The 26,226-nt window shown below is 58.7% G+C and carries 24 protein-coding genes and 2 pseudogenes; 11 read left to right on the plus strand and 15 right to left on the minus strand.

Going from position 1 to position 26,226, the window contains the following annotated elements; all coding sequences use genetic code 11:
* Nucleotides 1-21 precede the first annotated feature (21 nt).
* The 6 genes and pseudogenes from Q1A20_RS00460 to Q1A20_RS00485 form a co-directional block, all read right to left on the minus strand.
* Complete coding sequence (locus Q1A20_RS00460) at nucleotides 22-336, minus strand: heavy metal-binding domain-containing protein (protein ID WP_299631173.1); 315 nt, start codon at nucleotides 334-336, stop codon at nucleotides 22-24.
* A gap of 14 nt (nucleotides 337-350) precedes the next feature.
* Nucleotides 351-593, minus strand: a complete 243-nt coding sequence (locus Q1A20_RS00465; RefSeq protein ID WP_299404745.1) for a hypothetical protein — start codon at nucleotides 591-593, stop codon at nucleotides 351-353.
* Between the two features lie 110 nt (nucleotides 594-703).
* Nucleotides 704-817 (minus strand): annotated as a pseudogene (locus Q1A20_RS00470) (heavy metal-binding domain-containing protein); the annotation flags it as partial.
* A 310-nt stretch (nucleotides 818-1,127) separates the two neighbouring features.
* Complete coding sequence (gene sufB, locus Q1A20_RS00475; RefSeq protein ID WP_298969602.1) at nucleotides 1,128-2,666, minus strand: Fe-S cluster assembly protein SufB; 1,539 nt, start codon at nucleotides 2,664-2,666, stop codon at nucleotides 1,128-1,130.
* A 14-nt stretch (nucleotides 2,667-2,680) separates the two neighbouring features.
* Nucleotides 2,681-3,883 (minus strand): aminotransferase class V-fold PLP-dependent enzyme, encoded by a 1,203-nt coding sequence (locus Q1A20_RS00480; protein ID WP_299915542.1) that lies wholly within the window; start codon nucleotides 3,881-3,883, stop codon nucleotides 2,681-2,683.
* The gene (locus Q1A20_RS00485; protein ID WP_298969604.1) at nucleotides 3,880-4,341 is read right to left on the minus strand and encodes an Rrf2 family transcriptional regulator; all 462 of its coding nucleotides are present in this window, start codon (nucleotides 4,339-4,341) and stop codon (nucleotides 3,880-3,882) included. The genes Q1A20_RS00480 and Q1A20_RS00485 overlap by 4 nt, the downstream gene beginning before the upstream one ends.
* Nucleotides 4,342-4,523: 182 nt before the next feature.
* Between Q1A20_RS00485 and Q1A20_RS00490 the strand changes: the two genes are divergently transcribed.
* From Q1A20_RS00490 to Q1A20_RS00510, 5 genes are all read left to right on the plus strand, one after another.
* On the plus strand, nucleotides 4,524-5,177 hold the full coding sequence (locus tag Q1A20_RS00490; RefSeq protein WP_299404735.1) for an alpha/beta hydrolase: 654 nt from the start codon (nucleotides 4,524-4,526) through the stop codon (nucleotides 5,175-5,177).
* 4 nt (nucleotides 5,178-5,181) lie between these two features.
* Entirely contained in the window at nucleotides 5,182-5,424 is a 243-nt protein-coding gene (locus Q1A20_RS00495) for a hypothetical protein (RefSeq protein ID WP_299404733.1), read from the plus strand.
* Nucleotides 5,417-5,995, plus strand: a complete 579-nt coding sequence (locus Q1A20_RS00500) for an HD family hydrolase (RefSeq protein ID WP_299915543.1) — start codon at nucleotides 5,417-5,419, stop codon at nucleotides 5,993-5,995. The genes Q1A20_RS00495 and Q1A20_RS00500 overlap by 8 nt, the downstream gene beginning before the upstream one ends.
* Before the next feature lies 1 nt (nucleotide 5,996).
* Nucleotides 5,997-6,455 (plus strand): hypothetical protein, encoded by a 459-nt coding sequence (locus Q1A20_RS00505; protein ID WP_299915545.1) that lies wholly within the window; start codon nucleotides 5,997-5,999, stop codon nucleotides 6,453-6,455.
* A gap of 109 nt (nucleotides 6,456-6,564) precedes the next feature.
* Nucleotides 6,565-7,779, plus strand: coding sequence for an NADP-dependent isocitrate dehydrogenase (locus Q1A20_RS00510; protein ID WP_298969609.1), 1,215 nt, complete (start codon nucleotides 6,565-6,567; stop codon nucleotides 7,777-7,779).
* Between the two features lie 83 nt (nucleotides 7,780-7,862).
* Here the strand turns inward: Q1A20_RS00510 and Q1A20_RS00515 are convergent, their stop codons facing one another.
* Complete coding sequence (locus Q1A20_RS00515) at nucleotides 7,863-8,069, minus strand: DUF6356 family protein (protein WP_299915546.1); 207 nt, start codon at nucleotides 8,067-8,069, stop codon at nucleotides 7,863-7,865.
* 112 nt (nucleotides 8,070-8,181) lie between these two features.
* Between Q1A20_RS00515 and Q1A20_RS00520 the strand changes: the two genes are divergently transcribed.
* The 3 genes from Q1A20_RS00520 (at nucleotide 8,182) to typA (ending at nucleotide 10,917) form a co-directional block, all read left to right on the plus strand.
* Nucleotides 8,182-8,640, plus strand: a complete 459-nt coding sequence (locus Q1A20_RS00520) for an Lrp/AsnC family transcriptional regulator (RefSeq protein WP_299915547.1) — start codon at nucleotides 8,182-8,184, stop codon at nucleotides 8,638-8,640.
* A gap of 15 nt (nucleotides 8,641-8,655) precedes the next feature.
* Complete coding sequence (locus tag Q1A20_RS00525) at nucleotides 8,656-8,991, plus strand: SMR family transporter (protein WP_299915548.1); 336 nt, start codon at nucleotides 8,656-8,658, stop codon at nucleotides 8,989-8,991.
* A 108-nt stretch (nucleotides 8,992-9,099) separates the two neighbouring features.
* The gene (gene typA / locus Q1A20_RS00530; protein WP_299404718.1) at nucleotides 9,100-10,917 is read left to right on the plus strand and encodes a translational GTPase TypA; all 1,818 of its coding nucleotides are present in this window, start codon (nucleotides 9,100-9,102) and stop codon (nucleotides 10,915-10,917) included.
* Between the two features lie 74 nt (nucleotides 10,918-10,991).
* On the opposite strand, the gene Q1A20_RS00535 is transcribed toward typA, so the two are convergent.
* The 6 genes from Q1A20_RS00535 to Q1A20_RS00560 all read right to left on the minus strand — a co-directional run bounded on the left by Q1A20_RS00535 (nucleotide 10,992) and on the right by Q1A20_RS00560 (nucleotide 19,707).
* A complete protein-coding gene (locus tag Q1A20_RS00535; RefSeq protein WP_299404715.1) occupies nucleotides 10,992-11,279 on the minus strand; it encodes a DUF1330 domain-containing protein in 288 nt (95 codons plus the stop codon).
* Nucleotides 11,280-11,284: 5 nt separating this feature from the next.
* Nucleotides 11,285-13,978: an alanine--tRNA ligase gene (alaS, locus tag Q1A20_RS00540; RefSeq protein WP_299915549.1), complete on the minus strand. Its 2,694-nt coding sequence runs from the start codon at nucleotides 13,976-13,978 to the stop codon at nucleotides 11,285-11,287.
* Between the two features lie 142 nt (nucleotides 13,979-14,120).
* The gene (recA, locus tag Q1A20_RS00545) at nucleotides 14,121-15,200 is read right to left on the minus strand and encodes a recombinase RecA (protein ID WP_219503582.1); all 1,080 of its coding nucleotides are present in this window, start codon (nucleotides 15,198-15,200) and stop codon (nucleotides 14,121-14,123) included.
* A gap of 380 nt (nucleotides 15,201-15,580) precedes the next feature.
* Nucleotides 15,581-17,770 (minus strand): ATP-binding protein, encoded by a 2,190-nt coding sequence (locus tag Q1A20_RS00550; RefSeq protein ID WP_299404709.1) that lies wholly within the window; start codon nucleotides 17,768-17,770, stop codon nucleotides 15,581-15,583.
* A gap of 292 nt (nucleotides 17,771-18,062) precedes the next feature.
* Complete coding sequence (locus Q1A20_RS00555) at nucleotides 18,063-18,359, minus strand: hypothetical protein (RefSeq protein WP_299404706.1); 297 nt, start codon at nucleotides 18,357-18,359, stop codon at nucleotides 18,063-18,065.
* Between the two features lie 178 nt (nucleotides 18,360-18,537).
* Nucleotides 18,538-19,707, minus strand: coding sequence for an RsmB/NOP family class I SAM-dependent RNA methyltransferase (locus Q1A20_RS00560; protein ID WP_299915550.1), 1,170 nt, complete (start codon nucleotides 19,705-19,707; stop codon nucleotides 18,538-18,540).
* Between the two features lie 610 nt (nucleotides 19,708-20,317).
* On the opposite strand from Q1A20_RS00560, the gene Q1A20_RS00565 reads away from it, so the two are divergent.
* Nucleotides 20,318-21,040, plus strand: a complete 723-nt coding sequence (locus tag Q1A20_RS00565) for a transglutaminase domain-containing protein (protein ID WP_299915552.1) — start codon at nucleotides 20,318-20,320, stop codon at nucleotides 21,038-21,040.
* A gap of 320 nt (nucleotides 21,041-21,360) precedes the next feature.
* Here Q1A20_RS00565 and Q1A20_RS00570 read toward each other — a convergent pair.
* A pseudogene (locus Q1A20_RS00570) lies at nucleotides 21,361-21,483 on the minus strand (RsmB/NOP family class I SAM-dependent RNA methyltransferase); the annotation flags it as partial.
* Nucleotides 21,484-21,519: 36 nt separating this feature from the next.
* Complete coding sequence (gene guaB, locus Q1A20_RS00575) at nucleotides 21,520-22,968, minus strand: IMP dehydrogenase (protein WP_299915978.1); 1,449 nt, start codon at nucleotides 22,966-22,968, stop codon at nucleotides 21,520-21,522.
* A gap of 327 nt (nucleotides 22,969-23,295) precedes the next feature.
* Here guaB and Q1A20_RS00580 point away from each other — a divergent pair, with 327 nt between their 5' ends.
* Nucleotides 23,296-25,347 carry an ASKHA domain-containing protein gene (locus Q1A20_RS00580; protein ID WP_299404696.1) on the plus strand — a complete coding sequence of 684 codons (2,052 nt, stop codon included), beginning with the start codon at nucleotides 23,296-23,298 and terminating at the stop codon, nucleotides 25,345-25,347.
* Nucleotides 25,344-26,195, plus strand: coding sequence for a class I SAM-dependent methyltransferase (locus Q1A20_RS00585; RefSeq protein WP_299915553.1), 852 nt, complete (start codon nucleotides 25,344-25,346; stop codon nucleotides 26,193-26,195). The genes Q1A20_RS00580 and Q1A20_RS00585 overlap by 4 nt, the downstream gene beginning before the upstream one ends.
* The last annotated feature ends 31 nt before the right edge of the window (nucleotides 26,196-26,226 follow it).

Raw genomic sequence — 26,226 nt, forward strand, 5'->3', positions numbered from 1 at the left:
CAGTGTATTGTGCGATGTTCTTCAGGTGATCGTGACAGCCGTACCGGAGACGGAAACCATCAGCATGCTGTCCCCGATCACCTCGTAATCTAGATCGATACCCACAACCGCATTGGCCCCCAGCGCAGCCGCGCGTTCCTCGATCTCATGCATGGCTTCATCGCGGGCATCCTTGAGCTTGCTTTCATAGGCGCCCGAGCGCCCGCCGATCACATCCGTGACAGAGGCAAAGAAGTCGCGCACGATATTCGCGCCCATGATTGCCTCACCCACGACGATCCCCTTGTAGGCAGTGATCGGGCGGCCTTCGACGGTGTTGGTGGTGGTCAGGATCATCATCGTTTCCAGTCTTATCGCTTGGCTTCGTCACAGGCCGGGCACAAACCGCTGGACGCGCGCGCACGTTGAAGCACGGTGAACAGCCTAAGTGTGAGCGCGCTCCAGCATAAAAACAGGACAAACCCGATGACGATCTCAAACCGCTCCGCGTATTGCCCGATCAACCATCCATCTTCGACAAGTTCAGCAACGATTTCATCGTGGCCCATCGACATGAAAAACACGATGAGATGCCCGAGGATGAGTAGCGTCAACTCGCGCGTCTCAGGAAGAAGTCGCCCGGGATTACCTAGCCGAACTCGGATATCGTTTCCGTTATGTGACGCCCCCGGTGCCATTACCGTACTGACCTTTCTACCGACGTGGTGGCAAAGAAATCCCGCGCGATGCTCGCGCCTATAATGGCCTCGCCCACGACGATGCACTTGTAGGCGGTGATCGGATGGCCTTCGATTGTGTTTGTGGTGGTGAGGATCACAACTTTATTCTCTCATGATTGTTTGATTAGAGCGCTTGTTCCGGCCAGATGTTTCGTCCCGATAAGTAATAAATAGGACAGAAATCCACGAAATTGCGAAAGCCGCGATACCCGCGACAAACGCAACCAAAATTGCGGTACCCTGATCGCTTGTGAAGACAGAGGTTGCCCACCAACTTGCAATTGCCGCAATGAAACCCAGAAGGAGGCACGTTCCTACAAGTATCGCCTTTTCCACAACAGATTTCAGTATCCAGAAAGCAAAACCGAGGAGACTAGGCGGTTTATTTTCCGAGCGGGGTTTAACCATTTATCCAACCGACCCTTCCAACGAAATCGCCACCAACTGCTGCGCTTCCATGGCGAACTCCATCGGTAGCGCCTGTAGTACGTCCTTGCAGAACCCATTGACCACCAGGGCCACGGCTTCCTCCTCATCCATGCCACGCGAGCGGCAGTAGAAGAGCTGATCGTCATCCACCTTGGAGGTCGTCGCCTCATGCTCGACGCGAGAGGAGTTATTCTTCACCTCGATATACGGCACTGTATGAGCACCGCAGTCCCCGCCGATCAGCAGGCTGTCGCATTGCGTATAGTTACGCGAATCCTTGGCTTTGGGATGCATTGATACCAGCCCACGATAGGTGTTCTGCGCCTTGCCCGCGCTGATGCCCTTGGAGACAATACGCGATTTGGTACGCTTGCCCAGGTGGATCATCTTGGTGCCGGTGTCGGCTTGCTGCATGTTGTTGGCGATGGCAATCGAGTAGAACTCGCCCTGCGTATCATCCCCGCGCAGGATGCAGCTAGGGTATTTCCAGGTCACGGCAGAGCCGGTTTCCACCTGCGTCCACATCACCTTGGCGCGGTCACCTCGGCAATCGGCCCGCTTGGTCACAAAGTTATAAATGCCGCCCTTGCCATTCTCATCGCCCGGGTACCAGTTCTGCACGGTGGAGTATTTCACCTCCGCATCTTCCTCGACGATGATTTCGACCACTGCTGCGTGCAGCTGCGCGATGTCGCGCTGTGGCGCGGTGCAGCCTTCGAGGTACGAAACATAGGAACCTTTGTCGGCGATGATCAGAGTGCGTTCGAACTGCCCGGTGTTCTCCGCATTGATGCGGAAATAGGTGCTGAGCTCCATCGGGCAGCGCACGCCCGGTGGCACGTAAACGAACGAGCCATCCGAGAAAACTGCCGAGTTCAGTGTTGCATAGTAGTTGTCGCTGACCGGCACGACAGTGCCAAGGTATTTCTTCACCAGCTCCGGATGCTCCTTGATCGCTTCGGAGATGGAGCAGAAAATCACGCCCGCCTTCTTAAGCTCGTCCTGAAACGTCGTGCCGACCGAGACAGAGTCAAACACCGCATCTACGGCCACCTTGCGCGGCTCGTCACCCAGTTCCTCAGCACCCTCGACGCCTGCGAGGATCATCTGCTCCTTCAGCGGAATGCCGAGTTTCTTATATGTTTCCAGCAGCTTGGGATCGACCTCATCCAACGACTTCGGCTTGACCTCCATCGATTTCGGACGCGCGTAGTAGTATTGGTCCTGGAAATCGATCTCCGGATAATCGACCATCGCCCACTTGGGCTCTTTCTTCTGCAACCAGCGCTCATAGGCCGCCAGCCGCCATTCGGTCATCCACTCCGGCTCTTCGTTTTTCTCGGAAATCAGGCGCACGATATCAGGGCTGAGACCCTTGGGCGCATATTCCATCTCGATGTCCGTGGACCAGCCGTATTTATACTTGCCACCGACCTCGCGCACCGCATCAACGGTTTCCTGATCGACGCCTTCCTTGACCTGAATCTGGTCCGCTATGGTGTTGTCCAGTGCTGCCATCTTTCCCTCCAAACTCATGCCGCGCGGGCACGAAATTTACGTTCTTGTTCAAGCCAGGCTTCGGCGAACCGTGCCACGTCCTGCTCTGTTGTCTCCAGACCCAGCGACACCCGAATGGCGCTGCTGGCGGTCTCATCGTCGTATCCCATGGCACGGAGCACCGTGCTGGCACGCACTTTGCCACTGGAACAGGCCGAACCTGCGCTGATGGCAAAACCTGCGAGATCCATCTGCATCACCTGAGTCTCGCCCTTCCAGCCGGGCGTGGCAAAGCAGGAGGTATTCGGCAGGCGGTTTGCGCCTTTCCCGACAAAAATAGTCTCCTTCGCGCCCCCTGCAAGAGTGTTTTCTAGAATCTTTCTAAGTTTTTCGACTTCATCCCAACGCCCCGCCGCTACATCTCGTGCCGCAGCCTCCGCTGCAGCCCCAAATCCGGCAATGCCGATGACGTTCTCGGTGCCCGACCGACGGCCCATTTCCTGTCCGCCGCCGCGAAGGATAGCCTCCGGATCATCAGCCGTGAAATTGATCAGCGCGCCGACACCTTTCGGTCCGCCCAGCTTGTGCGCTGATAGGATCATGTAGGAGGGCCGCTTCTCACCGTTTGACGCTTTCCGAGTATCTTTCTCGTAGAGCACAGGCATTTTTCCCGCCATCTGAGTCACATCACAAACAACCGAATAGGGTATCACCCCAAGCGCTAGCGTATTAATCCGTCCATCCGGTGACACACGCGAAAGAGGAGTGACCACTCCCGTCTCGCTGTTGGCGGCGGATATTGCCAGCAAAGCAACGGAACCATCTTTGTGATCCCAAAAGTCACCAACCCTTCCGCACACCCAATCTATGAAATTGTACTCGGAAAGGTCCACATTGCCGTCTTTGTCAAAAAGACCTGGCAATTCTTCATCCGCCCACACGCGCAAACAATCATGTTCAGTGGGCAGGGCGGCAAAGACTCCGCCGTGTCTGCTCTTCTGTGCAACGGCCAAAGCGGCAGCCTCTGTCGCACTCCCGGTAAAGATTACTTGGTTTGTTCTGCATCCCACAAGCTCCGCCACCTGCGCCCGTGCCCGTTCGACCAACGCCTTGGCCTGCCGCCCTTCTGCATGCACGGAGGAAGGATTGCCGATCACATCTATGGCATCGATCATCGCCTGCCGCGCCTCTGCGCGCAGGGGGGACGTAGCGTTATGATCGAGATAGACGCGCTTCATGCCTCGTCTACAACGTCAAAGAGGTTCGGCACCGCTGGACAGGGCGCAAGCTCGTTGGCCACCACATCCGACAGGCGGGTGTGATGCAGGAACACATAGACATGGGCGCTGAGCCCTTCCCAGAGGCGGTTCGTCAGGGACTGCGCACGGCTGCCCGAGGCCCCACCGGAGGCTCCTGCCCCCTTGTGCATCGCATCGACGGTTTCATCCACCGCCGAGAGGATATCGACCACGCGAATATCCGAGGAGCGTTGCGCCAGCTTGTAGCCGCCCCCGGGACCACGCACCGAAGACACCAGCTCCGCCCGGCGCAGTTTCACGAAGAGCTGCTCCAGATACGGCAGGGAAATCGACTGCCGTTCGGCGATGTCGCCCAGCGTCACCAATTGCCCTTCGGGTTGCAGCGCGATGTCTGCAAGCGCCACCATGGCGTACCGGCCCTTTGTCGAAAGTTTCACGTTAAGGCTCCTTGCGATCGTGGGTTCAGCCGCAATTGATTGACGCGGACAAATAAAATGCCTAAGTCCGAGTTTCGCACTCCGAGGAACGAAGTGCGCACGAATTAGAACCGTTCTAAGGTGCCCCAGCGGAGCAGTCAAGAATTCGCAAGGCACGAATAGACATTGAAACAGGGACGCTCATGCCCGAGGTCATTTTCCCAGGACCCGAAGGCCGCCTCGAAGGCCGTTACCACCCTCAAAAAGAACGCGACGCACCGATTGCAATCATCCTGCATCCGCATCCGCAATTCGGCGGCACGATGAACCACGTGATTGTGCACCGGATGCATTATGCCTTCTACAATATGGGCTTTACCGTTCTGCGGTTCAATTTCCGCGGTGTCGGGCGCAGCCAGGGGGAATATGATCAGGGGATTGGCGAGCTGTCTGACGCGGCCTCCGCGCTGGATTACTTGCAGTCCATGAATAACAACTCCAAGCACTGTTGGGTAGCCGGTTTTTCCTTCGGGGCGTGGATTGGCATGCAGCTTTTGATGCGACGCCCGGAAATCACCGGCTTCATCTCCGTGGCCCCCCCCGCCAACATGTATGACTTTTCCTTCCTCGCGCCCTGCCCGTCCTCCGGTCTGATCATCAACGGCACGGCGGACCGCGTGGCCCCGCCTAGTGATACAGAATCGCTGGTGGCCAAGCTGCATGAGCAGAAGGGCATCACCATCACCCATGAACAGGTCGAAGGGGCCGGGCATTTCTTTGAAGAACCGCACCTGGATACGCTGATCGACACCACGACGTCCTATGTCAAAAGGCGTCTGACAGAAACGACGCGGTGATCTCATGGGCATTGTTGAAGACGTTGCCGACGAACTGGCGCTGGAAAGCCTCAAGATTATCAATGCGACGGGCGATGATGCCTTTGTCCAGCGCATCGCCGACACCATTGGCGGCTCCTCCCAGACGATGGAAGAGGCCTATCTGACGGCGGTCCGGGTCCGACGTGCCGAGCAGCGCGCCCGTGAACTGCTCAAGACCCTCAAAGAAGACATGGCCCGCACGCTGGAGCCACCAAAAGATGGATGACCGGCTGTCCGCCCAGATCGCTTTCCTGAGCGAGGCGGACAAGCTGAAGTCGGTCCTGCGCGCCTCGCGCCTGCATGATGCCAGCCGGTTTGAAAATTCCGCGGAACACTCATGGCACGTGATGCTCTATGCGCTTGTGCTTGCCGATCAGGCCGGCCCCGACGTCCGGATCGACCGGGTACTGAAAATGCTGCTGCTGCACGACCTGGTTGAGATCGACGCGGGCGACAACCCGATACACGGCGAGGTGGATGCCGACGCGATGGCCGCCGAGGAGGCCGCCGCGGCGGATCGGATTTTCGGCCTGCTGCCCGCCGATCAGGCCGAGACCTTTCGCGCGCTCTGGGAAGAGTTCGAGGCTGCAGAAAGCGCCGATGCCATCTTTGCCAAATCCATTGACCGGGTGCAGACCCCCATCGGCAATCTGGCCAATGGCGGCGGATCGTGGAAAGACTACAACGTCTCCTATGCACAGCTTGAAGCCCGCGTAGGCACACCGGTAAAACGCGGCGCGCCGGGGCTCTGGAGCTGGCTGCAACCCAAGCTCAACACCTTCTTCGCCGAAAGCTGATATGTCCGATTTTCGCGCCAGCCTCCCGTTGATCTTTGGCCTGTCGGCAGCAATTGGCGGTCTTTTTTCCGTGGGGGCCTATGCCTTTGAATTTCCCTGCATTGATGCCTTCAGGGGTGTTGAATTCTCAGGCCGGGGCGAGGCGCTCATCGGGGCGGCCCGCCATGCGTTGCAGACCCCGGACCGGTTCATCGAGGTTTTCATTCCCTTCTTCCTGATAACCCTCGCGGTCTTCGCCAGCCCCTTCATCTTTGAAAAGACCACACCCGCCCGGCGCGTTACCGGATTTTCCAGCGTCATCTACATGCTCTTTTCGGTCGGTGTTCTGGCGATCATGGGGCCGCGTCTGGACTGCAGCGCCGAAGATGTCCCCTGGGCGCTGTTCTCGGTCATCGGCGGTGTCACCCTGGCGGGACTGGCTGGTGTGACACTCTTGGGCACATGGCTCAATAGGCGCTGACCCCATTCTGAAATTCAAACGGTATACATTTGCATACCATCTTTTCAAAGCCCGCCGAACACGCTAAACCGCGCGCAAACCGAACCGACATACCTCACAGGAGCCCGGCATGACAAAGATCAAGGTGGATAACCCAATCGTCGAACTCGACGGCGATGAAATGACCCGCATCATCTGGGACTTCATCAAGAAAAAACTGATCCTGCCCTACCTGGATGTCGATCTGAAATACTACGATCTGGGCATCGAGGCCCGCGACGAGACCGATGACCAGATCACGGTCGATGCGGCTCATGCGATCAAGGAACACGGTGTCGGCGTGAAATGCGCCACCATCACACCGGATGAAGCCCGTGTGGAAGAGTTCGGTCTGAAACAGATGTGGCGCTCGCCCAATGGCACCATCCGCAATATCCTGGGCGGGGTGATCTTTCGCCAGCCGATCATCTGCAAGAACGTGCCGCGGCTTGTGCCGGGCTGGACCCGGCCCATTGTCGTCGGACGCCACGCTTACGGTGACCAATACCGCGCCACGGATTTCAAATTCCCGGGCAAAGGCAAACTGACCCTGAAGTTCGTCGGCGAAGATGGCACCGAGATCGAGCGCGATGTCTTTGATGCGCCTGACAGCGGCGTGGTGATGGCCATGTACAACCTTGATAAGTCCATCATTGATTTCGCGCGGGCCTCCTTCAACTACGGTCTGACACTGGGCTGGCCGGTCTATCTGTCGACCAAGAACACGATCCTCAAGCAATATGACGGCCGCTTTCTGGAGCTTTTCCAGCAGGTTTTCGACGAGGAATTCGCCGAGAAATTCAAGGAGGCCGAGATCTGGTACGAACACCGGCTGATCGACGACATGGTCGCCTCTGCGATGAAGTGGTCGGGCGGCTATGTCTGGGCCTGCAAAAACTACGACGGGGATGTGCAATCCGATACCGTGGCGCAGGGCTTTGGCTCTTTGGGGTTGATGGCTTCGGTGCTGATGACGCCCGATGGCAAGGTGGTGGAATCCGAGGCCGCCCATGGCACCGTCACCCGCCACTACCGCCAGCATCAAAAGGGCGAGCAGACCTCCACCAATTCCATTGCCTCGATCTACGCCTGGACCGGCGGTCTGAAGCACCGGGCGAAATTGGACGACAATGCCCCCTTGGCGCATTTCGCGGAAACCCTGGAGAAGGTTGTCGTGGACACTGTCGAAAGCGGGTTCATGACCAAGGATCTGGCGCTTTTGGTCGGACCGGACCAGCGCTGGCTGACAACCATGGGTTTCCTGGAGAAGGTCGACGAGAACCTGAACAAAGCGCTGGCGGGGTAGCTCAGCAATTTTCTTGGGAAAAGGGCCGGTGCATCACAGCCGGCCTTTTTTATGCGCCCTCGCAAAACCTGCCAGAGGTTCTCCTAGCTGCCCCGGTTGTGGATACGGCCATGAAGCCGCGTGATGATCCGGCTTGCGGTCTTTTCAAAAAGGCAAGGGATGAACGCGTGAACAAGCGCCGCACCCGCCGCCGCAAAAAGCGAAAACGCGAAGGTCAGGGCAAACCGCATGTGCTGGAAGAACGTCTCATCCACCGTCGCCGGATGAGAGAGAAAGATACGTTGGAACATTTGGGACCTCCTGTTTGGCTTGTCTGTTGTATCAAGACCGTGCTGAGAAGTTATCCCAATGATTGCGCCAATTTGATTGACGTCGTGAAATTTTCCCAACAAAATACAATTCATGGTGACAATCGATAACATCGATCGCAAAATCATGGAACTTCTGCAGCAGGATGCCAGCCTCTCGCTCGACGCACTTGGCGAGGCGGTGCATCTCAGCCGCAATGCCTGCTGGCGCCGGATCAAAGCCCTGGAGGCGGCGGGCGTGATTTCGGCACGGGTGACGCTGCTCAACCCCGAGGCCTTGGGGCTGGGTCTGATGGTTTTCATGATGATCCGCACCAATGCTCACGCGCCGGACTGGCTCGACACCTTCAAAAAGGCCACGAAATCGATGCCCGAAATCCTCGGGGTCTACCGCATGACCGGCGACCTGGATTACCTGATCCGCGCGCGTGTTGCCGATATGGCAGATTACGACAGACTATATCAGACGCTGATCCGCCGTGTGCCCCTGTCAGACGTTTCCGCCAGTTTCGTCATGGAACAGATCAAAGACACCCACCAATTGCCGCTCTGACCGAAAGGCGCACCCATGCCGATGCATTACCTCTACCTCGTGCTTGCCATTGTCGCAGAAACCATTGGCACCACCGCCCTGCAGGCCAGCCAGCAATTCAGCCGGCTTTGGCCTTCCATACTGGTGGTCGTGGCCTACGGCATCTCGTTTTATCTTTTGGCGTTGGCGCTGAAATTCATGCCCGTGGGGATCGTCTATGCAATCTGGTCGGGCCTGGGGATTGTCCTGATTGCGATCATCGGTTTCATCGTTTTCGGACAGCGCCTGGACCTGCCCGCGGTGCTGGGTCTGACGCTGATCATTGTCGGCATTCTGATCATCCATCTCTTTTCCAAAAGCGCCGTGCATTAAGCCGCGGCGCTCTTTTCAGATTTCCCCTAGCTTTCCGGCAGGAGGCGCGGTATGCGCCCCCAACAAACGCGCCCTTTGCCGCGTGATCTCCCAATAAAGGCTCTCGTCATGGACCTGCGCAACATCGCAATCATCGCTCACGTTGACCACGGCAAAACCACGCTGGTGGACGAACTGCTCAAGCAATCAGGCACGTTCCGTGAAAATCAGGCCACGGCAGAACGCGCCATGGACAGCAACGATCTGGAGCGCGAACGCGGGATTACCATCCTGGCCAAGGCCACATCGGTGGAGTGGAAAGGCACGCGGATCAACATTGTCGACACGCCGGGCCACGCAGATTTCGGCGGCGAAGTTGAACGTATCCTGTCGATGGTCGACGGGGTTGTCCTGCTGGTTGACGCGGCAGAAGGCCCGATGCCGCAGACCAAATTCGTAACCTCCAAAGCGCTGGCCCTGGGTCTGCGCCCCATCGTTGTGCTGAACAAGGTCGACAAGCCCGATGCCGAACCCGACCGCGCGCTGGATGAGTGTTTTGATCTCTTCGCCAATCTCGGTGCCGATGACGATCAGCTCGATTTCCCCGCCATGTATGCCTCCGGCCGTAACGGCTGGGCCGATATGGAGCTGGACGGCCCGCGCACTGATCTCTCCGCCCTTTTTGATCTGATCGTCGATCACGTACCCGGTCCGGCGCAGGTCGCGCAGCGGGATGAACCGTTTCGCATGCTGGCCACCACGTTGGGCGCGGACCCGTTCATCGGGCGCATCCTGACGGGCCGCGTCGAGGCGGGCACGTTGAAAGCAGGGGAAACCGTCAAAGCGCTGTCGCGGGATGGCGATTTGGTCGAGAACTTCCGCGTCACCAAGATTTTGGCGTTTCGTGGCCTGACGCAACAGCCGATTGATCTGGCCGAAGCCGGTGACATCGTCAGCCTTGCTGGTATGTCCAAAGCCACCGTGGCCGACAGTATCGTGGCCCCGCAAGTGACCGAGGCCCTCCCCGCGCAACCCATTGATCCGCCCACGATCACCGTCACCTTTGGCATCAACGACAGCCCCCTGGCCGGGCGCGACGGCAAGAAAGTCCAATCCCGCGTGATCCGCGAACGCCTGATGAAAGAAGCGGAATCGAACGTCGCGATCAAGATTAGCGACACGCCGGGCGGCGAAGCCTTTGAAGTTGCCGGGCGCGGCGAATTGCAGATGGGTGTTCTGATCGAAAATATGCGCCGCGAAGGCTTCGAGCTGAGCATTTCCCGCCCGCAAGTGCTGTTTCAGGACATTGATGGCCAGCGTCACGAGCCCATCGAAGAAGCGACGATCGACGTGGATGACGAATACTCCGGTGCTGTGATCGAAAAGATCACCGGGGTGCGCCGGGGCGAGTTGGTGGAGATGAAACCCGCAGGCGCGGGCAAGACCCGGATCGTGGCGCATGTGCCCTCACGCGGACTGATCGGGTATCACGGTGAATTTCTGACCGATACGCGCGGCACAGGCGTGTTGAACCGCGTTTTTCACGCCTGGGCACCGCATAAAGGACCCATCCCGGGGCGTCGCGCAGGTGTGCTGATCTCAATGGAAAACGGCACCTCGGTGGCCTATGCCCTGTGGAACCTCGAAGAACGCGGGAAGATGATGATTGGTGCGCAGGCGGATGTCTACACCGGCATGATCATCGGTGAGCACAGCCGCGAAAACGATCTGGAAGTGAACCCGCTGAAGGGCAAGAAGCTGACCAATGTGCGTGCGTCCGGCACCGATGAGGCGGTACGTCTGACGACGCCGATGACCTTGTCGTTGGAAGAGGCAATTGCCTATATCGATGATGACGAGTTGGTTGAGGTGACGCCGAATGCCATCCGCCTGCGCAAACGCTACCTCGATCCGCATGAACGCAAGCGGATGGCGAAAGCAGGGTAAGGCTGAACCGGGGCGTTGCCCCGGACCCCAGGATATTTAGGGCCAGAAGAAGCGGGCTGTGCCGCGATACTTGGTTATTCGGTGGTTTCGATGATCATCAATTCGCGTTCACTCGCGTCGCGCGCATGGTTCAATGCACGCTGATAAACATCTGAGTTATAGCATTTTTCAGCTGTTTCAACGTCTGGAAACCGCGCCACGACATTGCGTGGACGCGCCTGACCTTCCAGTTGCACGAACCGACCGCCCCGCGCAATGAATGTCCCACCATGATTGGCAATGGCCTCCGTCGCAAGGGCGGCGTATTTGCCGTAGGCTTCTTCGTCTGTCACGGTGACATGTGCGATCCAAAGTGCTCCCATGGTCCTTATCCTTTCAGTACGGCTTCTGCCGCTGCGATGGCGGCATCGGCGTTTTGAACATCCTTGGCGCCGCCCTGCGCCATATCAGGGCGACCCCCGCCGCCCTTGCCGCCAAGCTCAAGCACAGCAGCTTTGACGATATCCACCGCGGAGAGGTTTTCAACGAGATCCTCGGTAACCCCTGCCGCCACGGCGGCCTTGCCATCTGCATCGGCGATCAACAGGACAGCACCCGACCCGATTTTATCTTTGAACTGGTCCACCAGAGCGGGCAGATCTTTCCCGGTGACGCCGGATAGAACCTGTGCCATGAAAGCGACGCCATTGATCTGATGCGCTTCTGGTGCCGCGATGCCGCCGCCAGCAGACATCGCCAATTCCCGCCGCAGCTGTGCAACCTCGTTGCTGAGGTTGCGGCGTTCTTCCATCAGGCTGCGCACCCGCTCGGGCACATCGGCAGGCTGAGCTTTCAAATCCAGGGCCACTTCCGCCAACCGGTGGTCTTGTGCGCGCAGGTAGGACAGGGCCGCGGCCCCGGTGAGCGCTTCGATCCGACGGACACCGGCGCTGCTGGCACTGTCGCCCAGTGTCACGAAGGCACCGATATCTCCGGTTTGGCGCACATGTGTCCCGCCACAAAGCTCCAGCGAGTAGGTATTGCCCTCCGATCCCTTTCCGGAACCCTCCTGCGTGCCCATGGAGACAACGCGCACCTCGTCACCATATTTTTCACCAAAAAGCGCCTGTGCACCCAATGCGCGGGCGTCATCAGGTGTCATGATCCGTGTCTCAACGGGCGCGTTCTGCCGGATGTAGGTATTCACATCCGCTTCCACTTTCATCAGCTCATCCTGGCTCAACGCCCGGGTATGGCTGAAATCAAAGCGCAAACGATCTTCCGCGTTCAGCGACCCGCGTTGCGCCACGTGATCGCCAAGTGCTGCGCGCAGAGCTTCATGCAGCAGGTGCGTGGCTGAGTGGTTCGCGCGGATGGCGGTTCGACGCGTATGGGTGACTTCCAGCTGCACGGCGTCGCCCACTTTCAGGGCGCCCGTATCCACGGTCAGATGGTGCGCAAACAATCCTTCGCCGCGCTTTTGCACATCACTTACATGCCCCGAAAAACGGGTTTCATAAGCCTCATGCGTGCCTTCGAGGATGCGCACGTATCCGTGGTCCGCAACCTGCCCGCCGGATTCAGCATAAAAAGGTGTCTGGTTGAAAATGACCCAGGCACCGCCGCCCGCAGTCTCCAGCGCATCGATTTCCGCGCCATCCTCGATGATCGCCAAGACAACACCTTCGGCGATCTCCGTGTCATAGCCGAGGAAATCGGTGGCACCGTGCTGATCCGCCAGATCGAACCAGATCGCGGCATCCGCCGCTTCGCCGGAACCGGACCACGCCGCCCGCGCCTTGGTCTTTTGCTCTGCCATCGCTGCGTCGAACCCTTCGATATCGACGGAGCGCCCCTTTTCGCGCAAAGCATCCTGTGTCAGGTCCAGTGGGAAGCCGTATGTATCGTAGAGCTTAAAGGCTGCCTCCCCGGGGAGGTTCGCATCTTCTGGCAAGCGTGACAGCTCGTCGTCGAGCAATCGCAGACCGCGATCCAGCGTTTGCCGGAACCGGGTTTCTTCGTGCAACAGGGTCTGTTGGATCATCGCCTGCGCCTGACCCAATTCCGGATAGGCGGCCCCCATCTGCTGGACAAGCGCGGGCACCAGTTGATGCATCAAAGGATCTTTCGCGCCCAGCAAATGCGCGTGGCGCATGGCACGTCGCATGATCCGCCGCAACACATAGCCGCGCCCATCGTTGGACGGCATCACCCCATCGGCCATCAGAAAGGACGTCGACCGCAAGTGATCCGCAATCACCCGGTGATGCGTTTTGCCCGCGCCATCGGGGTCCGTGCTGGTCGCATCCGCAGAGGCTTCGATCAGATTGCGCATGAGGTCGGTGGCGTAATTGTCGTTGGTCCCCTGTAGCAGCGCCGCGACACGTTCGATCCCCATGCCGGTATCGATGGATTGTGCGGCAAGATTGCGACGGGTGCCATCCTCGAACTGCTCATATTGCATGAAGACGAGGTTCCAGATTTCGACAAACCGGTCACCGTCTTCTTCGGGGCTGCCGGGAGGGCCGCCCCAGATATGATCGCCGTGATCGTAAAAGATCTCGGTACAGGGTCCGCAGGGGCCTGTCGGGCCTGCCGACCAGAAATTGTCATCCGTGGCGATCCGGATGATCCGGTCATCCGACAGACCGGCATGTTTTTTCCAGATTTCCACCGCTTCGTCATCGGTGTGATAGACGGTGACCAGCAGCCGGTCTGCGTCGATGCCGAAATCCTTGGTCAGCAGATCCCAAGCAAAGGGGATCGCATCTTCCTTGAAGTAATCGCCAAAGCTGAAATTGCCCAGCATTTCAAAGAATGTGTGGTGACGCGCGGTGTAGCCGACATTGTCCAGATCGTTGTGCTTGCCACCGGCGCGCACGCATTTCTGTGCGGTCACCGCACGTTTGTAATCCCGCGTTTCCAGACCGGTAAAAAGGTTCTTGAACTGCACCATGCCAGCGGCCGTGAACATCAGCGTCGGGTCGTTGCGCGGCACCAGCGGGCTCGATGGCACCACCGCGTGGTCCTGCTTGTCAAAATAGGACAGGAAGGTGGAGCGGATATCGTTCAGGGTTTGCATGAACCGGGGCCTTTGAGCGTGAAATAACTGGTCTTGACCAAATAGCCCCGCCGCGCGCGGCTGTCCACGTCTCAAACCGCTTAAAACGTAAAGAAGGCGCAGCCTTTCGGTGCGCCCTGCTCATGTGCCGGTGGAAAGTCTGCTATGCTTCGAGGATATCGTCGTCTTCTTTGCGCTCATGTTCGGGCATATCAAAATCCAGCCCGTGTGCGGCGCGAATTTTATCTTCGATTTCCAGCGCCATCTGCACGTTTTCGCGCAGGAAGCCTTTGGCATTCTCCCGGCCCTGCCCGATACGTTCATCACCATAGCTGAACCAGGAGCCGGATTTGTCAACCACACCGGCGGCCACGCCCAGATCAAGCAATTCGCCCATCTTGGAGATGCCTTCGCCATACATGATGTCGAATTCCACCTGCTTGAAGGGGGCTGCGACCTTGTTTTTCACAACTTTCACGCGGGTGTGGTTGCCGACCACCTCATCGCGGTCCTTGAGCGCGCCGATGCGGCGAATGTCGAGACGCACAGAGGAGTAGAACTTGAGCGCGTTGCCGCCCGTCGTCGTCTCCGGCGAGCCGAACATGACGCCGATCTTCATGCGGATCTGGTTGATGAAGATCACCATGCAGTTGGAGCGGCTGATCGATCCGGTGAGTTTGCGCATGGCCTGACTCATCAGGCGGGCCTGCACGCCGACGGAACTGTCGCCCATGTCCCCTTCGAGCTCGGATTTGGGTGTGAGGGCAGCCACAGAGTCCACGATGACCATGTTCACCGCACCGGAGCGGACCAGCGTGTCGGTGATCTCCAGCGCCTGCTCGCCAGTGTCGGGCTGGCTGATCAGCAGCTCATCCAGATCAACGCCCAGCTTCTTGGCATAGGTCGGATCAAGCGCATGCTCGGCATCGACAAAGGCACAGACACCACCCGCTTTTTGCTGCTCCGCCACGCAGTGCAGCGTGAGGGTGGTTTTACCGGAGCTTTCCGGCCCGTAAATCTCGACAATCCGGCCCATCGGCAGACCGCCGATCCCCAGCGCGATGTCCAGACCAAGCGAGCCGGTAGAGCTGGCTTTGATATCTTGAACAGCGCCTTCCTGACCCAGTTTCATGATGGAGCCTTTACCGAACTGGCGCTCGATCTGTGCCAGCGCGGAATCAAGCGCCTTTTGTTTGTCTGCTGTCTTCTTGCTATCCATGCTCAATAAATCTGCCGTTGCCATTTGCGTTTCCTCTTAGTGTCATACTTCGCGATACGCGGCAATGATACCGAGACGACGAAGCCGGGATGTTCTCATTCCGTTCCTTATGAGATCAAAAAGAGAACATTTCAATCAAAATTTCACTAAACCATCCTTTTCCGAATCTGGTTAAGGAGTGGTTTAAGGTTGTCCAATTCGTCGAGCGCAAGGCTTATACTACATGAGAGCACTTTAATTTTACCGTCTAGAAATCTGAATTATAAACGATTTTTCTGCATTCAATATCGAGCGCAGCGGAGCTAGGACCGTAAGCAGCGATCACCTGTCGCAAGATCATAACGGCGCGCTTGGTTACAAATCCGGCATGCCGCAGACAATCCGACTGGATTTGGAAGTCGCGGTCAGTGCAGCTGTTGATGCACCGTGTCGGTAAGATCATTCAGGGAGAAGGGCTTCGGCAGAAACACCGAATTCGGGATTTTGATCTGGGTCTCGCCAAAACTGTCCTCGGCATAGCCTGACACAAACACCACCCGCACGCCGGGACGCTCCTTCAAGGCCTCGCGCACCCAACTTGGACCATCCATACCCGGCATGACCACATCGGTGACAAAGACGTCGACGTTTAGCGAGGCATCCTCCAACGTCTTCAAAGCCGCCTCTGCGGAATCCGCTTCCAGCACCGTGTAGCCACGCAGCCGCAGCGCCCGGCTGGCAAAGGCGCGCACGGGCGCCTCATCCTCAACAAGCAGGATGACGCCATCCCCATGTTTCGCGGCAGGTTTGGCTTCTATCTGCTTTTCGACCGGTGTCGGCACTTCGGAGGCTTCCAGCACAGGGAAGTAGAGGGTAAATTTCGTCCCCGTGCCCACCACACTGTCGACAAAAATATAGCCGCCGGTCTGTTTGATAATCCCATAAGCCGTCGACAGACCAAGGCCCGTCCCCTCGCCCGTGCGTTTCGTAGTGAAAAACGGCTCGAACACCTTTTGCAGCTTGTCTGAAGGAATACCCACACCGTCGTCGGAGACCTGCACCGTGACATAGCGTCCCACGGGTACGGTGACGCGGTCACGCTCCAGCGCCTCATTGAGATCCGTGCATTCGGTCACAATCCGGATCTGCCCCCCTTGCGGCATCGCATCACGCGCATTGACCACAAGGTTCATCAGCACCTGTTCCAGCTGCCGCTTGTCCGCACGAATGGGGGCAAGCACCGGATCATGGCTGAGCGTCAGCGTGATCTTTTCGCCCACCAGGCGGTTCAGCAGATGCGTCAGATCTGACAGCGTATCCCGCATGTCGAGGGTTTCAGGCCGCAGGGTTTGTTTGCGCGAGAAAGCCAGCAACTGACCCACAAGAGCCGCAGCCCGGTTCGCGTTCTGATTGATCTGAACCAGGTCGCTGAAGTCCGGGTCACCCTGATCGTGGCGCAGCAGCAGCAGGTCGCAGTGGCCGGAAATCGCCGTCAGCAGATTGTTGAAGTCATGCGCCACACCGCCCGCCAATTGCCCGATCGCTTGCATTTTCTGGCTTTGGACGAATTGTGCCTCCAGTGATTTCAGCTCGGTCGCATCGTTCAGAACCGCGATCAATGCGGGCTTGCCCTCCTCGGTGACGCGGTTGAGCGTGACCTGCACGTAGACTTCCTTATCCGTGCGCTTGAGACGCAGGAACTCCGATTGCTGTGCCGCGCGCCCGGCGAGCGTTTCCGACAGCCATCCGGTGATCGACCGTCCCAGACCTTCCATCAGATCCGACAAATGCACCTGATCCTTGAGCGAGACGCCAATCAAGCTCGCAGCCAGCCGGTTGTAAGCCTGCACGTCGCCATCGGGGCTGACCTTGAGCAAGGGGACGGGCAGGTCCTGAAATACGTTCCAGCCGTCTTTGGACATGGTCTCCGCGCCGGGCGGCAGCAGGTAGAGCGCGCGGCGTCCGGCGCCAGCGTCGACCTCACTGACCAACGCGCGTGTTGGTCCCTCGACGCCCGTTATGTCGCAAACGGTTCCCGGCACAACCGGCAATTGCTTGAAGAGCCGATCCAGTGTCTTGATGCGCCCACCCGCAAGCTTGCGGGCCTGCTCGTTCATGTACAATACCGCATTGGTACGCCCGACAAGGATCATCGGCAGCGTGGGCCCTTCGGCGCTTTGCTGCGCGCTTGCCACATCTTCAAGGCGCCAAAGATAGGCCTCCGATCCGGCATGATGCACCGACAACCGCAGATGCCCGCGGCGCGTGACCAAATCCTCACGCGCGGATCCTTCGGTATCTGAGCGTGTTTGCAGCCGAAACAGGATGCCAGCGGGATTGGCCAATGTGTTTTTCAAGGTGCCGCCGACGGTTTCCTCAATATCCGCTTCGAAGCGTTTGCGTGCCGCGAGGTTCGCCGAGAGAATTTCGCCGTCCTTGGTTGCGAGAAAACTGGGCGAGGCGTCTTTGCTGATGAATTCAGATAAGACCGCGACAGTGGCGGCACTGCGGCGCTCGAAACTCTTGGCCATCCACATCAACACGCAGCTCATCCCAAGCAGCGTCAGACATCCCGCAAACAAGGCCCGGCGCAGCAACAGATCTGGCGAAGCCAAGGCCAAAATTCCCAACAAGACGGCCACCAGAACGAGGGTGCCCAGGCGCTTTTGCGCCCTGAGCGCAACGCGAGCTAATCTGGATGGTGTAAGTGCGCTGCGCGGCAAAATCGTGTCCCCATGGTTCGAATCGCTTCAGCATTTACACGCCCTATTTGTTAAGCTCGGCTTAACCACGTACGGCAATGCTCGTTTTGGTTGAGTATGAACAGCCTCACACGCGCGTCAAGTGTGCTGTAAAAAAACCATCACCTGTGTCCGTTACGCCAAACCGGCGTTCAAGCGCGCATTTCTATTGGGTATTTCGATGCAGGAAGGCCGCAATCCGACCCTCGTTTTCACACCGCAGGACCGATGAGGTCGCATAAACCAACCAGCCAGAGGAATGAACAAGCTCTCTCGCGGCGTCTAGAATGTCATTCCGAAGGCGCACCGCTGAGCACCAGATCGACGGGGCATGCTTGCGAACCGTTTCGGTTGCCACCCGCTCGATTGGAGCATCCTCCCAATGCGCGCGCATAGGCAGATTGGCCATGCGGGCGGAAACGATTTCATCTGTGGTGACATTGCGCCCCAGTACCGCCGCCACTGGCATTAACCTGGGGAACAAGGGGCGCATAGGTTGCGTGCAAATGTATGCGCTGGTGAAGTGGCAATAGAAGCGTTTTGTCGAGTGAAACAGTCCGTCATAACCCGCTCTATAAAACAGGTTTCTAAATCAGGTAGAGCGCCAAACCACCTCCGGTTCAGACGGATACGCGGTCATATCAATCTCGACGCAGAACCGCGCAATAAAATCCGTCTCCACCATCCAGCGGTGTGAACCGTTTTTGGGTTTTGAGAGAGTATTCACGGTGGCGCGACAGGAACGCATCAACCTGGTGATCATTTTCGCACTCCAGCAAGGAACATGTCGCATAAACCAAATGGCCTTGTGATCTGACCAATGCGGCTGATTGATCCAAGATTTCTTGCTGAATTTCCAAAATGCGACGTAACTTCTCGCGTGTCAGCAACCATTTGCCCTGAGGGTCACGGCGCCAGGAGCCGCTGCCTGTGCATGGTGCATCTATGAGAATGGTATCGTAGGGGGATTTCTGCTTCACCTCCGGCCCCGATAGCAGGTTTACTATCGCCTCGGCCCGAGCGGCACGTGCAGGCAGATCTTTCATCCTTCTTTGATCCACATCATGGGCAAAAAAAACGCCTTCGACGCGGCTTGCAATCGCCAAGGTCTTCCCTCCACCTCCGGCACAGAAATCCAACAGTTTTTCACCGGTCTCAAGCGGCACCATGTCCGCAACCGCTTGCGATGAGGCATCTTGCAACTCGATCTTCCCGTCGAGATAGGAAGGCGCATTTTTGATCTTCCTTGCGCCCTCGATGACCTCGACAGCCGAGGGAGAAAGAGCATGTGAACGGGCAACTATCCCTTCCGAAGACAGTTCTTCAATTGCGCTATCTCTATCCAATCGCGCCAGATTGATCCTAAGATGAACCGGAGCCCGCCTTCGCATCTGCTCGGCAACCTGTTGCGCACGCTCGCCCAGGGAGGTCTGAATATCGGGCCAGAGCCACTCTGGAAAATCTGCGCTTTCGCTGCTGTTTGCTTCGGGCCAACGCCCATTGGACCGTTCTGCATCTGTTAACTCGGAAGGAGCATATGGACCTGCACCAAAGAGGGAGTCAGGCGCCAGCCCTGCGTCCCTCACATATCCGAGCAACAAAGCCCTTCCCGTCTCACCGCCACCGAGCGCTGCCAGGCTTCGCTTGCGCCGGAGAACATCATATACCAGATCTGCGATCGCAGCGCGGTCCTTCGAACCAGCATACCGGTTCTTGCGCCCCCACCCGGCCAGAGCACGATCTGCCAGTTCACCGTCCAAAATACGATCTACCAAGTTGATCGCGGCGCTTATACGTGCTGCAGGTGTCACGAAACTCTCATCCAACTCAGCTAAATTCCAATCGCAAACTCCATATACAGGAGCAATGGGCGGGACCAGCGTGGAAACGGTAGATCACCCGCCAATTTGACAATGCGCCAGAAATTCTATCGGCCAAGCGGCATGCATCGGCCGCTATGGATTGGTAAAATGCCAACGGAACAGGATCCCGCGCCGAAGCACTTTATGGACAACCGCAGGGCTGCGCTGACGTAAGATAAGCACATCCTGCCCCATGTTTTTTTGAGGTCAACGCGCCGCGATTTGCGCCCGCAGCGAATGCCTTCACTAAAAGGCCGCGAGGGACCCTAGATGTCTGATCTGAGCGGGCCTCAACCGTCAACCCGATGCCAAAAGAGGTAGTGTTGCCCCCAATCTGATGACGTGTGAAGGCACAAGCCTTATATAAACGCTCCTTTTCAGCGCGGGATGTCAGCGGTAACATGTTGTGCATCGTATTAGGGTCCCCATGCACCAGCAAAACGCGTCTCAATTCTATCGTCGACACGGAGAATGGAGCGATCCGAAAGAATGCGTCAGATCGTTTGATGTCGTCCCTGGCGTCTTATCGGCGGTCACATCCACGGTGCAGGGCATCCTCTTGCATGATTACTTTGGCGCGCATCTATATGCTGAGCCGCCTGAGGACATTGCGCGAGCATCGCGTGCGACCTTGCCGGTCTCCGAAAGACTGACGAGTGTTCATGCCTTCGGAAAGAAACCCCTTACGCAAGCGCGGCATACGTCTTCTCGGACCATTGGAACATGTCGAGACTATGCCCTGTTGACCTGCTCCCTGCTTCGTCATCATGGCATTGCAGCCCGTGTTCGTTGCGGTTTCGCGCGCTATTTCCACCCACCAACCTACGAAGATCATTGGATCTGTGAATATCAGGATGCCGCCACAAAAGAGTGGAAGATGGCCGACGCCCAATTGGATGAAGAACATCGAAAGCATCTGTCGATCACCTTTGATGTGAACGACATGCCAAAGGAACAATTCTTGTACCCGTGGCACGTGTGGGAGCAGTTCGGCCGCGACCTCCCACGTCTGGAGGATTTTGGGCAAGGTGACGCCAAGGGCCTTTGGTTCGTCCGTGCAAACTTGGCAAGGGACTTTTTGGCTCTGACAAAGCAAGAGGTTTCCGATTGGGATAGCTGGCGTGACCAAACTGATGCAGACAAAATGGCTGTCAGAGAGGCGATCGCTCAATGCAACGAACTCGCCGCTGCAGGAAAGCTGTTGGATACCGCCGAGACCGTTGACCTCGACGCTCTTGATGGCTTAGTCGCCAGCCTTCAAACCCCGCATTGGCGCAGCTGACCGCCGACAACCGGGTCCGCGCACCTGACTGTGGACTTTAAAAGTAGTGCGCGACGATGAACGCCAGCCTTAGCCATCATGAATTATTGGCCTGCCAAACGGCACATGTATGAGTAGTATCGACGGTCTTTGTCGGCACGCTCAAAGAGCCATGACCGGCAAGGCGTTTGGAATGCGGAGACAGCTATCAGCGTTGAAAATTGACGGCCCAAGTAACCAGCGCACTATTCAAAGCGGCGCTTTGTGTCGGGGAATTGCGCGGTGATCGCTAACCCTGCGGCATCCTGAAGGTTCACCGGAACATCAAGATGCGTAGGTCTATTGCGCGAGGCTGCGCGGTCTTTCGATCCGGCCCAGCGGGTCAGGGCCTGTTCGGCAGCGGCCCCTGCGGCGATCACATCAAGAATCTCGATCGCCGCTGCGACCCGCGCAGCAGGGGTCATCGGAACGGACGCGGGTCAGTCACCAGAAACATCCCGTTACCCCGCCCGATAGTTCGGGCTTTCGCGGGTGATCTGCACATCATGCACGTGGCTCTCCTTCAGCCCCGCGCCGGTAATCTTCACGAAATGGCAGTTAGTGCGCATCTCCTCCACGGTCGCGCACCCGGTGTAGCCCATGGCCGCGCGCAACCCCCCGACCAGCTGGTGGATCACTGCGCCCGCGCTGCCCTTATAGGCCACCTGCCCTTCGATGCCTTCGGGCACCAGCTTGTCGCTGGCCGCATCTTTCTGGAAATAACGGTCTGCCGAGCCGCTGGCCATCGCGCCCAGGCTGCCCATGCCGCGATAACTTTTGAAGCTGCGGCCCTGGTAAAGGATCACCTCGCCGGGGGACTCGTCAGTACCCGCGATCATGCTGCCAACCATGGCGCAGGACGCGCCCGCTGCGATGGCCTTGGCGAAATCGCCGGAGAATTTGATGCCGCCATCCGCAATGACTGGCGTATCGCCCGCCGCAGCAGCACAATCCATGATCGCCGTCAGCTGCGGCACACCCACGCCCGCCACCATGCGGGTGGTGCAAATCGAGCCTGGTCCGATGCCCACCTTGATCGCGTCGGCACCAGCGTCGATCAAGGCGCGCGTGGCCTCTCCGGTCGCGACATTGCCCGCAACGATCTGCACCTCGTTGGACAGCGCCTTGGCGCGGCGCACGGCCGCGGCGACCCCTTCGGAATGACCATGTGCGGTGTCGATCACGATCATATCGGCACCGGCGTCCACCAGCGCCTCGGACCGTTCAAACCCGGCGTCGCCCACGGTGGTAGCGGCAGCGACCCGCAGACGCCCCAGCGCATCCTTGCAGGCGGTTGGGTTCAACACGGCCTGTTCGGTGTCCTTGAGCGTCAGGAGCCCGGTAAGCTTGCCCTCCTTATCCGTGATCAGCAGCTTTTCGATCCGCCGCGCCTTCATCAGGCTGATGGCCTCTTCGCGGTCCGCGGGTTCATGCAGAACGGCGAGGTTGTCCGAACTCATCATCACCGATACGGGCGTATTATCATCACTGGCAAAACGCATGTCGCGGTTGGTCACGATGCCAACGACACGACCCTGCGCGTCCACAACCGGGAACCCGGTGACGCGGTAGCGATCCTGCAACGCCTTGGCATCTGCCAGCGTCTGATCGGCCCGCAGGGTGATCGGGTTATAGACAATGCCGCTCTCAAACCGCTTGACCCGGCGGATTTCGCGCGCCTGCTCTTCGATGCTGAGGTTGCGGTGCACCACGCCGATCCCGCCGGCCTGCGCCATGGCAATCGCCATGCGTCCTTCGGTGACCGTATCCATCGCGGAACTCAGCAGCGGAATGTTCATCGAAATCGCCCGCGTCACGCGGGTGCGGGTGTCTGCGGTGGACGGCAGGACGGATGACGCCCCCGGCACCAACAGCACATCATCAAAGGTAAGGGCCTCACGAATCTCCATAGCAACCTCGCTCGCGGAGTGTCTCATTTGGCAGTTTCCTATTTCACGCCGCGCCGAAAATGGAAAGGGGCAAAATCCGCACATCCGCCGGGTGGCTTATTTCCCCGCTCAGCACGCCCCCTTTTGCATGGCACTACTGCCGCCGCAGACAGCAGAAAAGAGCGACATTGAGGCTGACAGAAAGCCAGGTTCAACCGGACTTCATAATCAATATGACAATTTCAGGCGGGTAATGCCGCCAGAAGCGTATTAAGTGACGCGGGAGAGCGATTTCGCTGCTCTGCCCGCGCTATTCTGGAACCAGATCATGACAGGCAATTGAAAACTATGAGCAACGACCCCCTCGTCGTCTTTACCCCCTCCGGCAAACGCGGCCGTTTCCCGGCGGGAACCCCGATCCTGACGGCGGCACGCCAGCTGGGTGTCGATCTCGATTCCGTCTGCGGCGGGCGTGGCATTTGCTCCAAGTGCCAGATCACCCCAAGCTATGGCGAGTTTTCCAAACATGGCGTCACCGTGCACGACACGGCGCTGTCGGAGTGGAACAAGGTGGAACAGCGCTACCAGGACAAACGCGGTCTGAAAGCAGGCCGCCGCTTGGGCTGCCAAGCGACCGTTCAGGGCGATGTGGTGATCGACGTGCCCCCCGAAAGCCAGGTGCACAAACAGGTGGTGCGCAAGCGCGCGGAGGCGCGCGAGATCGTGCTCGACCCCTCCACCAAGCTCTATTACGTCGAGGTCGCAGAGCCCGACATGCACGACCCCTCGGGCGATCTCGAACGACTGCGCGACGCGCTTGAAAGCCAATGGGAGTTGGAGCACGTCACCGCCGATCTGCATATCCTGCAATCGATGCAGCCTATTCTGCGCAAAGGCGACTGGAAGGTCACCGTGGCGGTGCATCTGGGCGATCGCGAAAACCGCCCGCGCATCATGAACATCTGGCCCGGCTACTACGATGGCACGGTTTACGGGCTGGCGGTCGATCTGGGCTCCACCACCATCGCCGCACATCTCTGCGATCTGCAAACCGGCGAGGTGCTGGCCTCCTCGGGCGTGATGAACCCGCAGATCCGCTTCGGCGAAGACCTGATGAGCCGCGTCTCCTATTCGATGATGAACGCCAAGGGAGCCGAAGAAATGACCCACGCGGTGCGCGAGGGCATGTGCGGGCTTTTCACCCAGATCGCCACCGAAGCAGCGATCGACAAGGAACTGATCGTCGATGCGGTTTTTGTCTGCAACCCGGTCATGCATCATCTGCTTTTGGGCATTGATCCCTTTGAGCTGGGCCAGGCCCCCTTCGCGCTGGCCACCAACAATGCGCTGCGCCTGCGGGCGGATGATCTGGAGCTGAACATCCACCCTTCCGCGCGCATCTACCTGTTGCCCTGTATTGCTGGCCATGTGGGTGCCGATGCCGCCGCCGTGGCCCTCTCCGAAGCGCCGGACAAATCCGACGATCTGGTGCTGGTCGTGGACGTTGGCACCAACGCGGAGATTCTGCTGGGCAACAAGGACAAGGTATTGGCCTGCTCCTCGCCCACCGGCCCCGCCTTTGAGGGCGCGCAGATCAGCTCCGGCCAGCGGGCTGCGCCGGGTGCCATCGAACGCGTGGAGATTGACCCCGCCACCAAGGCCCCGCGTTTCAAGGTCATCGGCTCGGATCTGTGGTCGGATGAAGAGGGCTTTGACGAGATGATCGCGACCACCGGTGTGACCGGCATCTGCGGGTCCGGCATCATCGAGATGGTAGCCGAGATGCGCATCCATGGGATCGTCGATGCACCAGGATTGATCGGCTCGCCGGAACAGACCGGGTCGGACCGTGTATTTCTGGACGGGCGCACCTATTCCTACCAGGTCTATGATGGCACCGCGTCAGGGGGGCCGCTGATCACCATCACCAACCGCGACATCCGCGAGATACAGATGGCCAAGGCCGCGCTCTATTCAGGCGCGCGGCTGCTGATGGATAAATTCGGCGTCGACAAGGTGGACCGGGTGGTGCTCGCCGGGGCGTTTGGGGCGCATATCTCGACCAAACATGCGATGGTGCTGGGCATGATCCCGGACGCACCGCTGGACAAGGTCACCTCAGCAGGCAATGCCGCGGGCACCGGTGCGCGGATCGCGCTGCTCAATACCGGCGCGCGCGCCGAGATCGAAGCCACCGTCGGCGCCATCCACAAGGTCGAAACCGCCATCGAGCCCCGGTTTCAGGAGCATTTCGTGAATGCTTCGGCCATTCCCAATGCGGTGGAGCCCTTCCCCATTCTCAACTCCATCGTCACCCTGCCGGAGGCCACTTTCAACACCGGCGGCGGTGGCGCGGATGATGGTGCGGGCGGCGGGCGGCGCAGAAGGCGGCGCGCATGACCTCTGCAAACGCCGATCAGGCGGAATTCTGGACCCATTCAGCGGGGCAAAAATGGGTCGAGCAACAGGAAATGCTTGATACGTTCATGCAACCGGTTCTGGACGGTGTCTTTGCGCGGGCAGACTTGTGGCCCGGCGCCTGCATCCTGGACATTGGCTGTGGCACCGGCGCCAGCACGCTGCAAGCCGCCGAAATGATCGGCGACACCGGATCTGTGTTCGGTGCGGATATTTCGCCCACAATGCTGGCCCACGCAGAGAAACGTGCCGCGGGCGTATCAAATGTGGTCTTTGAGGTCGCAGACGCCGCAGAGCATGGTTTTCAGCCTGCGTCTTTTGACCATTTGATTTCGCGTTTCGGCGTGATGTTCTTTGCCGATCCGGTGTTGGCATTTTCCAATCTGATCAAGGGGCTGAAACCGGGGGGGCCTGTGACGTTTGCCGCCTGGGGCCAGATCCCAAACAATCCCTGGTTCACCACAGCAGCGCAGGCGGCCAAGGCGCGGCTCGGCGCCCCGCCCGCGGTGGACCCCGATGCGCCGGGCCCCTTTGCCTTTCGGGACGTGGACCGTGTCACGCAGATTCTGTCAGAGGCGGGTTTTGATGAGATCAAGGCGGAGGTCGCCAGTCTCCACCTGACGCCACCCGGCACCCCTGCAGAAGTGGCACGCATGGCGACGAGCGTTGGTCCCGCTGCGCGAACAGTTGACTATTTTCAGGGGAATGCCACCGACAGCGCCGCGATTGCCGATCATGTTCAAGCTGCTTTTGCGGCCTATGAAACGGCGGATGGCCTGCGGGTCCCGGCCGAAATCAACTACTTTCAGGCCCGCCGTCCGGCGGCGTGACTGCGCCCCTTGACGCTCCAGATCGAAAGCA

Source organism: uncultured Roseobacter sp. (assembly GCF_947501835.1).
Taxonomy (GTDB): domain Bacteria; phylum Pseudomonadota; class Alphaproteobacteria; order Rhodobacterales; family Rhodobacteraceae; genus Roseobacter.

What these genes read in the sequence shown, in the direction of transcription:
- Q1A20_RS00460 (WP_299631173.1), bottom strand. Translation starts at nt 336, where the DNA reads ATGATCCTGACCACCACCAACACCGTCGAAGGCCGCCCGATCACTGCC.
- sufB (WP_298969602.1), bottom strand. Translation starts at nt 2,666, where the DNA reads ATGGCAGCACTGGACAACACCATAGCGGACCAGATTCAGGTCAAGGAA.
- Q1A20_RS00480 (WP_299915542.1), bottom strand. Translation starts at nt 3,883, where the DNA reads ATGAAGCGCGTCTATCTCGATCATAACGCTACGTCCCCCCTGCGCGCA.
- Q1A20_RS00490 (WP_299404735.1), top strand. Translation starts at nt 4,524, where the DNA reads ATGCCCGAGGTCATTTTCCCAGGACCCGAAGGCCGCCTCGAAGGCCGT.
- Q1A20_RS00495 (WP_299404733.1), top strand. Translation starts at nt 5,182, where the DNA reads ATGGGCATTGTTGAAGACGTTGCCGACGAACTGGCGCTGGAAAGCCTC.
- Q1A20_RS00500 (WP_299915543.1), top strand. Translation starts at nt 5,417, where the DNA reads ATGGATGACCGGCTGTCCGCCCAGATCGCTTTCCTGAGCGAGGCGGAC.
- Q1A20_RS00505 (WP_299915545.1), top strand. Translation starts at nt 5,997, where the DNA reads ATGTCCGATTTTCGCGCCAGCCTCCCGTTGATCTTTGGCCTGTCGGCA.
- Q1A20_RS00510 (WP_298969609.1), top strand. Translation starts at nt 6,565, where the DNA reads ATGACAAAGATCAAGGTGGATAACCCAATCGTCGAACTCGACGGCGAT.
- Q1A20_RS00515 (WP_299915546.1), bottom strand. Translation starts at nt 8,069, where the DNA reads ATGTTCCAACGTATCTTTCTCTCTCATCCGGCGACGGTGGATGAGACG.
- Q1A20_RS00520 (WP_299915547.1), top strand. Translation starts at nt 8,182, where the DNA reads ATGGTGACAATCGATAACATCGATCGCAAAATCATGGAACTTCTGCAG.
- Q1A20_RS00525 (WP_299915548.1), top strand. Translation starts at nt 8,656, where the DNA reads ATGCCGATGCATTACCTCTACCTCGTGCTTGCCATTGTCGCAGAAACC.
- typA (WP_299404718.1), top strand. Translation starts at nt 9,100, where the DNA reads ATGGACCTGCGCAACATCGCAATCATCGCTCACGTTGACCACGGCAAA.
- Q1A20_RS00535 (WP_299404715.1), bottom strand. Translation starts at nt 11,279, where the DNA reads ATGGGAGCACTTTGGATCGCACATGTCACCGTGACAGACGAAGAAGCC.
- alaS (WP_299915549.1), bottom strand. Translation starts at nt 13,978, where the DNA reads ATGCAAACCCTGAACGATATCCGCTCCACCTTCCTGTCCTATTTTGAC.
- recA (WP_219503582.1), bottom strand. Translation starts at nt 15,200, where the DNA reads ATGGCAACGGCAGATTTATTGAGCATGGATAGCAAGAAGACAGCAGAC.
- guaB (WP_299915978.1), bottom strand. Translation starts at nt 22,968, where the DNA reads ATGGAGATTCGTGAGGCCCTTACCTTTGATGATGTGCTGTTGGTGCCG.
- Q1A20_RS00580 (WP_299404696.1), top strand. Translation starts at nt 23,296, where the DNA reads ATGAGCAACGACCCCCTCGTCGTCTTTACCCCCTCCGGCAAACGCGGC.
- Q1A20_RS00585 (WP_299915553.1), top strand. Translation starts at nt 25,344, where the DNA reads ATGACCTCTGCAAACGCCGATCAGGCGGAATTCTGGACCCATTCAGCG.